General features: G+C 42.6%; 14 protein-coding genes. 6 read left to right on the top strand and 8 right to left on the bottom strand.

What is annotated here, in order from left to right:
• Window positions 1-62: 62 nt before the first annotated feature.
• Both F8N00_RS02215 and F8N00_RS02210 read left to right on the top strand, forming a co-directional pair.
• Complete coding sequence (locus F8N00_RS02215) at window positions 63-1,340, top strand: MFS transporter (protein ID WP_421017688.1); 1,278 nt, start codon at window positions 63-65, stop codon at window positions 1,338-1,340.
• A 117-nt stretch (window positions 1,341-1,457) separates the two neighbouring features.
• Window positions 1,458-2,042, top strand: a complete 585-nt coding sequence (locus F8N00_RS02210) for a hypothetical protein (RefSeq protein ID WP_055967548.1) — start codon at window positions 1,458-1,460, stop codon at window positions 2,040-2,042.
• A gap of 131 nt (window positions 2,043-2,173) precedes the next feature.
• Here the strand turns inward: F8N00_RS02210 and F8N00_RS02205 are convergent, their stop codons facing one another.
• The 3 genes from F8N00_RS02205 to F8N00_RS02195 form a co-directional block, all read right to left on the bottom strand.
• Window positions 2,174-3,454 carry a helix-turn-helix domain-containing protein gene (locus F8N00_RS02205; RefSeq protein WP_421017687.1) on the bottom strand — a complete coding sequence of 427 codons (1,281 nt, stop codon included), beginning with the start codon at window positions 3,452-3,454 and terminating at the stop codon, window positions 2,174-2,176.
• 235 nt (window positions 3,455-3,689) lie between these two features.
• Window positions 3,690-4,910, bottom strand: a complete 1,221-nt coding sequence (locus F8N00_RS02200) for an MFS transporter (protein ID WP_421017686.1) — start codon at window positions 4,908-4,910, stop codon at window positions 3,690-3,692.
• 37 nt (window positions 4,911-4,947) lie between these two features.
• A complete protein-coding gene (locus F8N00_RS02195) occupies window positions 4,948-6,189 on the bottom strand; it encodes an ATP-grasp domain-containing protein (protein WP_421017685.1) in 1,242 nt (413 codons plus the stop codon).
• 521 nt (window positions 6,190-6,710) lie between these two features.
• Here F8N00_RS02195 and F8N00_RS02190 point away from each other — a divergent pair.
• Together F8N00_RS02190 and F8N00_RS02185 are read left to right on the top strand one after the other, a co-directional pair.
• A complete protein-coding gene (locus tag F8N00_RS02190; RefSeq protein ID WP_421017684.1) occupies window positions 6,711-7,097 on the top strand; it encodes a hypothetical protein in 387 nt (128 codons plus the stop codon).
• Window positions 7,098-7,365: 268 nt separating this feature from the next.
• On the top strand, window positions 7,366-7,647 hold the full coding sequence (locus F8N00_RS02185) for a hypothetical protein (RefSeq protein ID WP_421017683.1): 282 nt from the start codon (window positions 7,366-7,368) through the stop codon (window positions 7,645-7,647).
• A gap of 401 nt (window positions 7,648-8,048) precedes the next feature.
• Here the strand turns inward: F8N00_RS02185 and F8N00_RS02180 are convergent, their stop codons facing one another.
• Entirely contained in the window at window positions 8,049-8,720 is a 672-nt protein-coding gene (locus F8N00_RS02180) for a permease (RefSeq protein ID WP_421017682.1), read from the bottom strand.
• Window positions 8,721-8,979: 259 nt separating this feature from the next.
• On the opposite strand from F8N00_RS02180, the gene F8N00_RS02175 reads away from it, so the two are divergent.
• Window positions 8,980-9,849 (top strand): helix-turn-helix transcriptional regulator, encoded by an 870-nt coding sequence (locus tag F8N00_RS02175; RefSeq protein WP_336449352.1) that lies wholly within the window; start codon window positions 8,980-8,982, stop codon window positions 9,847-9,849.
• A 63-nt stretch (window positions 9,850-9,912) separates the two neighbouring features.
• Here the strand turns inward: F8N00_RS02175 and F8N00_RS02170 are convergent, their stop codons facing one another.
• The 3 genes from F8N00_RS02170 to F8N00_RS02160 all read right to left on the bottom strand — a co-directional run bounded on the left by F8N00_RS02170 (window position 9,913) and on the right by F8N00_RS02160 (window position 12,342).
• Window positions 9,913-10,713: an ankyrin repeat domain-containing protein gene (locus F8N00_RS02170; protein ID WP_336449351.1), complete on the bottom strand. Its 801-nt coding sequence runs from the start codon at window positions 10,711-10,713 to the stop codon at window positions 9,913-9,915.
• A 118-nt stretch (window positions 10,714-10,831) separates the two neighbouring features.
• Window positions 10,832-11,422 (bottom strand): AAA family ATPase, encoded by a 591-nt coding sequence (locus F8N00_RS02165; RefSeq protein WP_421017681.1) that lies wholly within the window; start codon window positions 11,420-11,422, stop codon window positions 10,832-10,834.
• Window positions 11,423-11,457: 35 nt separating this feature from the next.
• A complete protein-coding gene (locus tag F8N00_RS02160; protein ID WP_421017680.1) occupies window positions 11,458-12,342 on the bottom strand; it encodes a LysR family transcriptional regulator in 885 nt (294 codons plus the stop codon).
• 163 nt (window positions 12,343-12,505) lie between these two features.
• Here F8N00_RS02160 and F8N00_RS02155 point away from each other — a divergent pair, with 163 nt between their 5' ends.
• Window positions 12,506-13,696, top strand: a complete 1,191-nt coding sequence (locus F8N00_RS02155; RefSeq protein WP_421017679.1) for an MFS transporter — start codon at window positions 12,506-12,508, stop codon at window positions 13,694-13,696.
• 17 nt (window positions 13,697-13,713) lie between these two features.
• On the opposite strand, the gene F8N00_RS02150 is transcribed toward F8N00_RS02155, so the two are convergent.
• Window positions 13,714-13,902, bottom strand: coding sequence for a hypothetical protein (locus F8N00_RS02150; protein WP_421017678.1), 189 nt, complete (start codon window positions 13,900-13,902; stop codon window positions 13,714-13,716).
• Window positions 13,903-13,971 lie beyond the last annotated feature (69 nt).

The raw sequence follows: 13,971 nt of genomic DNA, 5'->3' as shown, positions 1-13,971 counted from the left end.
TTTTTGATGTATTGTCAAAAAAAATTGACCGGTATAAAAAATAAAAAAAGGAGTTGTTTTCCATGTTTCGCTTACTTACACATCCCTCTTTCTTATTCTTATTACTGGGTAGAGTCGTCACAAATATCGGAGATAGCTTGTATTATGTCGCGTCGATGTGGCTTGTCTTTGAACTGAGTCATAATCCTTTTTATACCGGCCTTGCGGGATTCTTGATTCTCGTCCCGAAAGTACTGCAGTTTTTGATCGGTCCTCTTGTCGACCGGTGGCGCGTGAAACCTATTTTGATTTCTACGCAGGTGCTACAAGCCGTCCTATTAATGACCATCCCGATTGCTTATTATTTAGATGCAGTTCATGTTTCCTTTCTTCTATGTATCATGCCACTCTTAGCATGTATCGAAGAGTTTGCTTATCCTGCCCAGACGAAGACTCTCCCTCTTTTGTTGAAAAAGGAGGACTTGCTACATGCCAACTCTCTATTTGCTATAGCCTATCAAGGCATTGATTTGATCCTCAATTCTTTAGGAGCTATCCTTGTTGCAAGCTTTGGGGCTATCTTCGTCTTTTGGATCGACTCAATCACTTTCGTCATAGCTGCGCTCTGTTTTTCACTCGTGAAAATCCCACGAAGAAAGCTTGATCAGGACGATGTGAAAGAAAAACAGTCTTCCATCAAGCGATACGTCATTGAATTACGCGAAGGATTTCATGTTGTCCTTCATTCCTTGTTGTGGGTTTTCACGATTGGCTCCCTTCTTGCTAACTTTACGATTGGTATGACGTTAGCCATCCTTCCAAGCTTTTCCGATCAAATCGGTGGTGTAGGAACTTACGGTTTTTTATTGACGGCTATCTCAGCAGGTTCGTTGATGGGCGCATTCTTAGGTCCTGTCCTTGGAAGATTTCGAATCGGTTCGACTGCGATTCTCTGCTTTACACTCGGTGGTCTTTGTTGGATCGTCGCTGGCTGGATGACTTCTCCTATACTGATATGTCTCTTGTTCGGTGTCGCCTGGATTCCCGTCGGTGCAGTCAATATTCTATTCGCTGGACTCATCCAGGCCGCTGTCCCGCATGAAATACTTGGGAGGACTACGTCCATCACTTACAGTATCAGCGTATCCGCCATGCCAATTGGTTCCTTGGTAGGTGGCTCATTAGCCAATTACCTAGGAAGTTCATTCATTTTCTCATTTTCAGGTATCGGTCTCATACTGATTTCTTTCGTTTGGTTGTTGCATCCTCAATTGAGACAGCTTTCAACGCAGGATACTATTGATGCTAGTGTTCTAAAATTACCTCCAACTAGCACGCCCCCTTCACCAGTCGTGAACTAAGATGGATAGACGATTTAATTGACGCGATGGAAAAGTTTAGTCTACAGGCTTGTCAGGTCAATCATTATATTGTATTCTGAAATAATTTGTTAATGACATAACTTAGGAGAGTTTTTTATGGATGTACTCAATCGTTCCAAACAGATGACTGCAGAAGCAAATACCATACTTGACGAGCTAGGCTTAAGAAAGAAATGGAGCGCACTCGGCGACGTTCATATCGTTGGCGCGATGTCTTATGACTTAATGGTGAAACCGGATATTGATATAGAGATTTTTAGCGATTCGCCTAAACCATCGCAAGCGCTGAATCTATTACACGATCTCGCGGAACACCCCCGAATCATCGAAATCAAATATCGGAATCATCTCAACACTCCTTTTAACGGATTTTACTTCAAGATGACATACGAATCTGAAACACGGTTGCTCTGGAATATTGACATGTGGTTGTTCCACAGCAATCGTCAAGGTCCGGTATCACGCGATCTTGTCGATGGCATGACTGCTTCCTTGACGAACAGCTCAAGAGAGCTAATTCTGCTGATTAAAGAAGACATCCTCCGGAAGAACTTAGATTATCCTTCAATTTTCATCTATCAAGCTGTCTTAGACGGACACATTCAACATGTGGATGAGTTTTATGACTGGGTGAAAACGATCAATCTAGATTGCTTGACTGATTGGACACCTCAGTCATGAAGTAACGCGTCACAAGCCATCCCTACACGAAAAGGCGACTTCTTTCCATAAAGAAGAATCGCCTTTTCGTTACCTTTATATAACGCAATATCAAACATTCAAGACCATAAGTTAAAGCTTTCAATGGGTCGTCAGAGTAAATTTTCGTAAATCTGATTCGATCGTAAAAGATACTCGATTGCCTGTTGTTCCTGGTGTTGTTCGATTAAGATTTGAGCATGTACTGTCAGAGTTTTTGCGAGAAGTTGACGTTCTTCAAGTCTTTCTACTATGACAAGAGCATCATCACTCCACCGCTTCGCTTGTTCGTATTGCTTATCCTCATATTCAATCTGAGCAAGCAATAGACGCATCTTCACCTGTAACGCGTCTTCTGGATCTACTTTTTGAATATGGCGTTCGCACAGGCTTTTTGCTTCACTCCATTGATTTAAGCGGAAATATGATGTAGCTAGTTCCAACGAACTGTTAACGATGTTCCATTGACTATCATTTTGTTCAGCCAAGGCGACGCTTTGCTCGAGATAATCGATCGACTGATTTAAATCACCCGACTCTCGCAAGAGAATACCGAGATTCGTCATACATCCGGTAACATACTCACTTTGCTTATTTTCTTCGAAAAGGGCTAACGCCATCTTGGTATGCTTGATCCCCTTTTCGTAATCCTTCATATAGAGAGCAGCTAATCCGTTAAGCATGCGAAACAGGCTTTCGTTATAGAAACAGTTCGTTTTTTGCATGTAATCTAACGCATCCTCAATGATCTCCATTGCTTTTTCGTAACTTTTCAACCGAGCATATCCATATGCCTGCACGTACATTAATTGTAAACGTAGTAAAATATTTTTGTTCGTCGGTAGTGAATCAAGTAGGAGCATACCTTGCATCGCAACATCAATGCTTTTACTGAATGCCGAGGCATTCAAATGACTTTTGGCTAGATGGTAGAACGTATCTATATATTCATCCATGACGGATGAGTCCAGGTACAGCAACGCATTATTGAGACAGTCTATAGCACGACCATACTCCGCCCGTTCAATCGCCAACTCTCCCTGTAGTTTTAAGTAACGTCCTTTTAAAGAAGCGGGAATATGAGTTTGATCAAGCTCGTCGATCATCTTCTGTGCTTCCTCGTGCTTCCCCACGCGAAGTAACCCTTCCGTTTTTCGAAGAAGAACGCCAGCATCTTCTGTTCCACTTAACTCCGCTTCTTCTTGATTCAACAGATAATTCACACTCACTTCAAGTGTTTTTGCTAAATGCTCGAGCGTTTTAAGAGACGGATTTGTCATATCTCGTTCGATTAGACTAACCATACCGCTACTCAGTTCTGCTCCTGCCAAATCACTTTGCGTCAATCCGATTGCTTTTCGTCGTTCTTTAATCCGCAAACCTAACGTACTCATCCTCATCCTCCTGACTTTGTTTCCTATTGGTAATGTTTGCATCAGTTACGTTCCAACTCTCTATTCATCATACATTTTCTTTATTTTATTCTCAAACGTGTCATTTCTTTAAAATATTACGAGTACTAATCCCTTTCTTATTGATAGTTCATGTGCAAAGAAGACCAAGACATAGACGTTTTTACGCCGTGCCTTGGTCTTCTGGATACCTGTTCAGCATGTTCATTTTTATGGACTATGCTACATGTTCCTCTTGCTCATCATGTGAAATCCCTCTTGTTTCAAACCAATAAATGATTCCAAGTAGACTTGTCAAAAGAACACCCATTATGGCAAGTAAGATTCCTGCATTTACGATACCTAACCAAGCTAGTGGATAAACTAAAAGCAGTGGTGTCAGCGCTTTCGTGAATTGAAACGCCGTCGTCGTTCGCCCTGACCAAATGACCGTCTCTTCTTTCGTCTCTAAAAACTTGAACATTAAGATCCGTTGATAGATCCGGAATCGGTTGAATACGAGACCGAGGCTGAACCCTAGAAAGATGGCAAGAGACCAATTTTCTATCGTACCTAGCAACGCATCAATGACTAGTATCAATCCGAACGACGCATACGGGACGAATCGTCCAAATCGACCAAGTACCGTCGCTATGAATGCACCAAGTCCCATCGCTGCGCCAACCACTCCATATTGAACGGATGACCAGTCATACACATCATGGAAAATGATCGGCAATAAGAAATTAATAGATGCGAGCTGTACGGTCAATAAGGTGACACCTATTACGGTAAGCCGTAACATGTGATCCTTTGAAATACCTGCGCGTAATTGGATAGAGTCAAGCGGATCACGATCTACTGGTTTCGTCACTTTTTCCTCCACTTTATCCGACTGATGAGAGAGAAGCGGTAAAATGAGTGGAATGCCAACACCGATCAATAGCGTCATACTTAAGATCAAGCCGACCATCTCGATTCCACCGAGTGCGAGTAGTACCCCTGTCAAAGAATTCCCTGCGAAGGCACCGATTTGAATCGCTGCCTGTAACTGATTGGATGCTAGACTCGAATCAACCTTCCCTTCGAGGACCTTTTGTGACATATAGGCTTCGAGACTTTGCATGGACAAAAAGAAGATACACGCAAACACACCACCGATAACATAATACGTATAGATGTTTTCCTGATCAAAGATGAAGAACAAGAGCCCAAGCATGAGGATGCCCAGTATACGGACTACCGCAAAGACCAGCAAGGGATTCGAAGATAAAATCGTCTTCAGTGGCTTTACATATTTTTGTAAAAGATACGGGAATACACTCATGATACAAATGGTAATACCGAGATGGACCACTGATCCTTGTCGCTCAAGAATCGTCCAGATCAACATTAGATTCAACATGCTATCCCCGCATAATGTAATGGACAGAAATACGATTGAGAATATTTTTCTCATCCTACCCGCCCCCTCTTCATCTTTGTAATTAAAAAGTTCATAGCACGACCTCCTCCTCGATCTCGACTTGGAAGCGTTCAGATGCCTGCATCAACCGAAGTCGTACTTCCTCGAAAGAGTCTCCCTCAATGACGATGAAACCAGAGCGCGACATCGTATCTTTTCCGCCACTCAATACTTGTCCGGCCCTCACGGGAATAGTGACCGATACGACGCCTTCGATGGTGGTCATAAAGTCTTGTTCTGACGAAATGGTTTTGACGTTTCCAATGGCTGAAGGAAACGATAACATGCCTGTATATTTTAATGTCTGTTTCGATTGATCTACTTGATAGATACCGAGTTCGACGTCAATCGCTGCTTGAAAAAGATCGACGCCATGCGTGTTTAAAACGATCGGGGGAATGACTGCGATCCCTCCGATCCGTGCAGCGATTTCGCCGAAGTAAAGCGTTCCCTCTGCTGTCACGAATATCTCTGCGTGGCAAACTGAATTCGTAATCCCGAGTGCTCGAATAATACTTTGATTAAACCGCTCGATTCGCGTCACTAATTCGTTCTTAGCTTGACTTGGATAGGCAATACTACCAAGCGGTTTTTGATGATCAATCACATCGAGGCAATTGAATAGATACTCGGAGACGGACGTAAAGACGACCTCTGCATGCGAGATGACAGAATCGACATGAAACTCCTTTCCTGAGATGAATTCTTCGATAAGTACTGATTGCGGAGAAGCAGACCAATCGCTTACGAAGGAATCAAACTGCGCTTGATCCTCAATGCGATATGTCTTGATGGTTGTCCATCCCGCTACCGGTTTAATGATACAGGGATATCCGATTAGCTCCACATACGCTCGCAACTCGCGTTCCGTCGACGCGATCCTTATTCTAGGAGACAGGATTCCGTGTTGCCTCGCAATTTCTTTCATGACCCACTTGTTACGAACACTCGTCGCCTGATTATGTTGCATCCCTTGAATGCCGAATCTGGTTCGCAGACGTCCCGCGACTTCAATGATATTTTCCGTAGTCGCGATGAGAGCTTGAATATCGTTTTGATCCATCAATTCGTTCATGACGGTCTCTAGTTCAGAATAGCTTGAAATATCATTTATGACGAACACTTCATCAAAGCACCCAGTGGGTATACCTCCCATCTCTTCGAATCCTTCTTCGATGACTAAAATTTTCTTCAATGCGTATTCTTTCAAATGATCGAAAAACTTCAGCTTCGATTGAACTCGTTTATCGACTAAAAATAAAATGGATGCCATTAAAATCACTACCTTTCTCCAATACTTTATGAATAGAGATACAGAAAGACACAAAATAATTAATATATTAATAAATTCAATATAATGCATAAGTTAGTGTATTTCAACAAAAAATTAATATAAATTAAAAATTTAATATATTCAAAAAAATAAAGAGAATATACACATGACAATGTGATATTTCACCTTGATTAATTAAGGATTTATTTATTGAATTCAATTTATTAGTATTTCCACATGTAAACGCTAAAGATTTACATGGTATATCGTTTTAAGAAGCGGCGCTTAAGTGTTGAAATGTTGTATGACTTCTCTTTGGAAGTCGTTTGCTCGAACTACCACCATTAATAGATCATCGAAGGAAACGTCTAGGCGTATCCTGAAGAAATCATCGAAGCGATCGGACTATAATGTGCCCGTCCTAAGGCACTTCCCTATTTCTCAAGTACGCTACATATGAAGTGTTTCCTTGATGTACACTATCGGTAGTACAAAAACGTGTACTTCGGAGGTGTTCGCACTTGAAAATGAAACGTTTAGCTTTCCTCCTTTTTTCGATCGTCTTCCTAGCAGGATGTAGTGATTACGATCAAGACGGTAATACGACTAGCGAGAAAGCAAAACAGAAATATGATGTAGCTATCAATCAAGTCTTCAAATCTGAAAATCAGTACTTGAAGAAGCAACGGATTGATCGACAACTAAAGCGAAACACAGGTGAAACGGGTGTCATCGTTTACGAGGATCAAGGCCTCATTGAAATCTATTACGACCAATCAGCTGGAGGAGAAAGAGCCATTTATCAGAAAGACGGATCAACTTACGCGCGGAAAACATATACGAAACAAATCAGCCGTAAAATCGATGACTCTGAAAAAAAATACCTTGAGAACATTGGAATCAAGTAATTTTCATCAGACTAGCTCAATTTTTACTTGTTTATATCAAAAAGAGTCGATGACTCTCCTCAAAGAAGAGAATCATCAACCCTTTTTCAAAAATACGATGTCATCGAACTATACTGTCACAAGAAGATTAGAAAATATGGAAAAGAAGTGCGCCGATGAAAGATTGCGTTAGAAACCGATGTAAGTAGTCTGCAGCGTTCCGTTGCATGACTTTTAATTGATCTATTCTATAGTTAAGTCAAATAAATACGTTTTTGGAGTGATAAAAATGGAAGGTAAGGAAGAAAAATCACCTTATTATCTAAGAAGAATCCCCTTCTTTATTATTTCTTACTTATTTGCACCTTTAGCGTACATCTTACTTTTCATCAAATGGCGCACGTTAGATTCTTCCGTACGAGATGCGCGATTGATTGTTGCATCACTATTTTTACTACTCTTCATCGTTGATTTTTTTCCAGCTGGTCTATATCAAAACATCGTACTTGCTATCGCTCTCACAGTTGGTTTGTTTATTACCTTTATTGGATTAGGTGGCGCAAAAAAATAGTCGATTAACCGTACGTCCGGATTTATGAACGTCGTTTTGTTCCGAATTCCATCAATCCATTCCATTTTCTATTCTATATCTCCATTTTCCCTACTCATTATTTAATATACTTAAACAAATCATTGTAAGAAGGGATCATTCGGATGTGGAAGGCACTTCCATCTGAATCGGTACCACGATTCCACTTGTGTTAGTTGTCATCTTTACGCATTTCGAACCCTTACTTACTTTTGATATGAGTGGCATCCTCATGTTGATCACAATGGCGATCGGTGCAATTGCTGATCTCTATTTAGCAACTCGTATTTGGGCGTGGATCAAACATAAGCTGTACAAACGAAAGCATTACATGTGAAAACGCAGATTATTCGTTCGTTATCGAACAGATAATCTGCGTTTTTTTAGATAAATCGTGCCATATAATCGGAAAAAATTTTTGTCATGACTTTCGGCGTATTCTCGATGTAAATCCGCATCTGTTCAACGTTTGCCTCAACCACATCTTCTTCTTTTTCTTCTGTTGGGAAATCAGAGATCCCTTTGATGATGATACATTCGATTCCATTTTTCTGACAGATGTACGCGATTGCCCCTGCTTCCGTATCGGCAATCGTCAAGCCGTTGTCCCGCAACTCGACATAATCATGCCACATGACGACAGCCCGATCTGCCGTTCCAATCGTTCCTGTATGAAAGTCCTCGCCATACTTCGCTAAATCGAGATCCACAATAAAGGATGGCTTGAGTAAGGGTTCAATCTCTTTGACTGTACAGTCATACTGCGCCGCCTGAGCAGGAACGATGATATCGAGTACGTCAAACCGTGGATCAATGCCGGCACACGTTCCAGCAACGATGACCTTCGTCAATGGAAAGCGGAGGATCATAAATTGATTCGCACCGATACCGTTTACTTTTCGAACGCCGGTGCTATAAAATAAGAGCGTTTTTCCATTCATCTCTCGCTTGAAATATTCACCATACGGATAGGCAATTCTTTCTTCGGGCGAGACACGAAAATACGCAAGTGTTGCGTCGAACTCCCATTTGGTTGCGATACTGATTCCAATCATTTCATCCTTCACCTTCCAATCTCTATGTTTAGGAACATATTATTTTTTATTTTACGATAGTTCATTTTGTTTTGAACTGTTTTTTCCCAGAAGATAGCAATTATTATCAAAAAACATTTTTCACTTATGCCTATAATAAGGATGTAAACAAACAGAAAAGGAGTCCTGCCGATGATTCTAGATTTATTGACTTCCATCGTAGCCGAAATATTGCATAGTCTGATGTACACTTCGTCTACGAAACGCTCGGAGCAAATCAATGACTACCATTGATGTCATTCTAAAAGATATCGAAGACCATCTATTCGATGAGTCCTTACTTGAACAACTCGCAGAGCGCCATCATTACTCTAAGTTTCATTTCGGACGACTCTTCAAACGACAAATCGGTCAGACGCTCGGAGAATATGTCCGTTTACGTCGTTTGTCGGTCAGCGCCACTCTTTTAAGAGACGGCGTCGACTTACTCGAAGTTACATTGATGTGTGGGTACCAATCTCAAGAAGCCTATACGCGGGCGTTCAAAGGGTTATACCATTTACCTCCACGAAAATATGTAAAGTTGATGGAACTAATGACGAATAAGGAGATGATTCAAATGGAAGAACAGCTTGTAGAAGGTTGGTTCTTAAGCGGTAGTCATGCCGGATCTTACACGCTTAAGACCGATTCAGAGATCGTCCATCAAGGACGTAGCTCTGGAAAAATCAGTTTTACGTCTGACACAGAAGAAGCGGGCATGTTCGGTACGATGATGCAAAGCATACAAGCAACTGCTTATCGAGAGAAGCGAATCATGGTTGCAGGTTTCCTGCGAACGGAAGCAGCCGAAAGGGCAGCCATCTGGTTTCGTGTCGATGACGTCCACGGTGACCCGGTACAGTTTGATAACATGACGAATCGTGGATTAACTGGTGACCAGGACTGGACGTATTGTGCCTGTATTCTTGACGTTCCCTTTGAAGCCGCATCGCTTCACTTCGGTATATTACTTGAAGGAAGCGGAACCGTTTGGGCAGATTCATTCACCTGTCATGAAGTTCAGACATCTATTCCGTCTACAAATCAATTACATCAGGAGCTTCTTCCGTTACATCCGACGAATTTATCTTTCGACATGACGGTTTAATACTAAGATGAAAAAATCCAACATAGAAGAACCCTTTACAGTTCTTCAATGTTGGATTATTCATCATTCTCCATTCTTTGCATCGATCTCTTTTTGTCGTAAAATCTCCGCAATTTGATGATGCTCGTTCGCAAGAGCCAGATCGCGTGCGGAACTCCCTGCAGCGTCGCGGTGAAGCGGATTTGCTCCATAAGAGAGTAATATGCGGACGATACGTTCATATCCCTTCGCGCTAGCTAGCGTCAATACCGTCTCCCCGTCCTCTGATGGACTCATCTCATGATCTGCTCCTGCTTTGAGTAACGCCTTAACGGCTTTCGGTTGATTATTTTCAACTGCTACATACAGTGGTGTGATGCCCTCTGGTCCCTCTGCCTCGATTTCCGCTCCCGCTTCAAGCAATAAGGTAACTTTTTTTGCCTTTCCTGCCTGAGCGGCAATGTGTAGAGGCGTCATTCCCTCACCCTCTTCAGTTCGTTCGTGTAATAATTCCATATCCTGAGCCAATTGACGCAGGATTTTTTTATTGCCAGACCGACCTGATATTAGATGTAGTGCTGTAAATCCATCACCTGTTAAATCTAAATAGGCGCCGCGCTTCATTAATAACAAAGCAATCTCAGATTTCCGGTCATACAATGCGATGTGTAGCGGCGTCATTCCATCTTGATTGGGTAGATTGATGTCTGCTCCGTGGTCGAGCAACAATGCGACGATCGCGATGTGTCCTTCCTGGATTGCCCAGTGTAGTGCCGCGAAGCCTTCTTCATCCCACTCATTCAGATCATCCCCTCGTTCGATACAGCGCATGACCTGCTTCTTTTTCCCTAGAAAGGCTGCATCTTGAATGGATCGCTTCCCCATGTCGGTTCGCCCCTTTATCAACTCTGTCGTTAATTCATTTTACAACAACCGGCTTCAGGAAAGCGAAAAAACCATCTTGAACAGCGCCAAGATGATTTTACCTAGTGAACAAATTTTTCTATATGAATTTTTTAAACGCAAGTATCTGCATCGCTGTTTGTCGGACTTGTTCCGACGTTTTTGCTGTCGTATCAATCGAATAGACCGAAAATTGTTCATACCATTTCTCTTCGAGCGCCCAAAGCGGTTGATGTTGTTCAAAAGATTGACGATTTCTTTCTTGATCAGCGTCGCGCCGCTCTCGTAAGAGATGGTCTGGTGCCTGTAAATAAAGAATCTGGTCGGACCGACATTCTCTTAATGCTTCAAGTTCCGTCTTTAAACGAGATTCAATATCCCAGTCATGCCCATGTATCTGTGGATAATGAAGCGTGTAGAATTCAAGATCCTCCGGACCACGATCTAATATGATGTGTCCATCGGGAAAATGTCGAAATCGTTCGATTTCCGCTTGAATGAACAGGCGCTGATTCTCAACGAATCCGTCTTCGGTACGGATGTCTAATCCGAGCTCTTTTCGTTTTTGAACGATCGGATATGGATTTTCGTAATAGATGTGCAACTCCGGGTAAGCGTCTTCGAGCGCTTGCGCTAATGTCGTCTTCCCGGACGCCATGGCGCCTTGAATCGAAACGATATGTCGATGCATGTTATTATATTTCTCCTTTAGCTCATTACGATTTGTTATGGACGGTCCACCGTTTCAGCGAACAACGATTGCGCTGTTTCGATAAATACTTCCGTCGCCTTCGACATCTCTTTCTTATTTCGTACTGCAATTTTAATATCTGGCGTTTCGGTCGTTTCCAGTTGACGAATTAGACTTTCGCTCGATAATCCAGCGATACTTTGTCGTGTCGTGATGACTACACCTAGTCCTTCTTCCATCATCTTAAGTCCCGTCTCGAGGTGCTGCATCTCATATCGCACATGTGGTACAAGACCTTGATCCTGAAATAACATCTGCACCTGTTGCTTCGTCTCCGTCTGTTCAATCAAGAGCGATTCTTCCGACAGATCGAGTAGACTGATTGATACTTGTTGTGCTAAACGATGGTGTTCCGGTAACACAACGACCCATTCATCTGATACAAAAGGAAAACGATCAAATTCCTCGTCTGTAGCCGTGATGAACCCGACATCTACACAGTCGGTTCGCAACCATTGCTTGATTTGGTCAACGGTTCCTTCCCATAATTTGACTTCCAGTCCCGGATACCGCTCATCCATCGTTCGGATGATTTTTGGTAAAAAACGTGTATACGCCGTTTTATAGACCCCGACATGAACATTTCCGATCGCTAGACCTTGTTCCGATGCAATCAATTCATCCACTTTATGAAATTCACTATTGATACGTCTTAAAATAACGAGAACCCGCTCGCCTACCTCTGTAAAGAACAGTCCTTTTTTCTTATCCCGCTTGATTAGTTTCGTTCCAAGTTGTGCCTCGACTGACGCAATTGTCCGACTGACCGCTGGTTGTGTCATGTGTAACTGTTCTCCTGCCGCTGTAAAACTTCCTGTCTCAGCAATTTGAAGAATCAATTCGATTTGTGCTCTATTCATAACGTTTTTGGTATACCCCCTATGCGAAAGATGCATTTCATTTATCATAATCGCTACTGTACTATTACCAAGTATCACAAATCAACTTGGACAGATGAACCTTCTCAAACGTCTAAATGAAACGTGATACGAATTGAAATGGAAACAGTGAGGTGTAGATATAATGAAACACATGGGAAAAATTTATTTACTTGCCATCATCAGCTTCTTAAACGGGACATCAGAATATGTCATTGCTGGAATATTGGATCGCATCGCGGATTCCAATCAAATATCCGTCTCGTCTGCCGGACAGTTAATCACAGTCTTCTCGATTGCATTCGGAGCGGGCACGCCCTTTTTAATTGCTCTGACGGCACGACTCGAACGTAAAAAATTACTGGTCTATGCGCTCAGTTTGTTCTCCATCATCAACGTATGGATCACTTTCTTGTCCAGTTATGAGCTGCTGATGAGCGCACGAATTTTATCTGCACTTTGTGCCGGTGTCATTCAAGTCACGCTATTAACGCTCGCTGCTGTCCTTGCCGCACCAGGAAAACAAGGAAACGCTATCGCAACTGTCGTCATGGGTAATAGTACGGCACTAGTTATCGGTGTTCCAATCGGTCGCGTCATTGCTGCTCATTATGAATGGCATGTCATTTTCGCTGGCCTTGGAATCATTGGACTTATCTTGGCGCTCCTGACATTCTTTTGGATTCCTCAAACGGTCGCAGAAGAACCGGTTCCGTTACGCGAACAACTTCACTTCTTCGTACAGCCACGAATCTCTGCTTATTTATTGATTACGTTCCTATGGTTAGGTTCTTATTCCATCGTCTATACCTATATTTCGCCTTATTTTTTAGATGTCTTCCAAAAGAGTGATCAAGCCGTCACGGCAGCGCTGTTCCTGTTTGGAATCGCTAGTGCGTTTGGTTCTAAGCTCGGTGGCATCAGTACGGATAAATGGGGCACGTTTTGGACACTTGTCGGTGGGACGGCACTACATGCCATCGTACTACTACTGTTCCCACTGATGGGTCACGTTGCATCTGCCTTTTATATCCTCCTCATCCTTTGGGCGTTAGCGGCATGGTCCTCCGGTACACCGATTCAATTACGGATGATTACGTTGGCACCAGCTGCTGCAAGTATCGTTTTAAGCCTGCATAGCGCATTTGGACAAATCGGAATGGCAGCAGGTGCCGGAATCGGCGGTATCGCAGTCACGAATGGTTTGTTGCAGTACTTGCCCTGGATCGGTGCCCTTGCACTTACGCTTTCAGTCGTCGTCATTATAACGGATCATCTCTTTGCAAAATCGACCAGCATTCAGGAATCAGAAGAAATGCGATATGTCGAAAAATAATCACTATCTCTCATTTTTCAACTGAAATACGCGGCAAGATCCGGATGCTCGATCAGTTCCTTAATTCGTTCTTGCTCAGCATCCGGGATTTGCTCAAGCGTCCTAAGAATGGCGATGAGTCGTAACCAGTCTGCAAGGTTCGATAGCTGAATGGATGAAACAGCTTGATAACGGTCAAGATATTCGCGACAGACGTATCGTCGCACCTCGTCCGGTATACTGTTGTTTCACCTGCTGTCCCTGTCTCTTATACACATCTCCGAGCCCACGAGACT

This window comes from Exiguobacterium sp. A1_3_1, from assembly GCF_048985645.1.
Taxonomy (GTDB): domain Bacteria; phylum Bacillota; class Bacilli; order Exiguobacteriales; family Exiguobacteriaceae; genus Exiguobacterium_A; species Exiguobacterium_A indicum.
The sequence above is the reverse complement of the archived record's forward strand: the minus strand, read 5'-3'. Positions and strand labels throughout refer to the sequence as shown.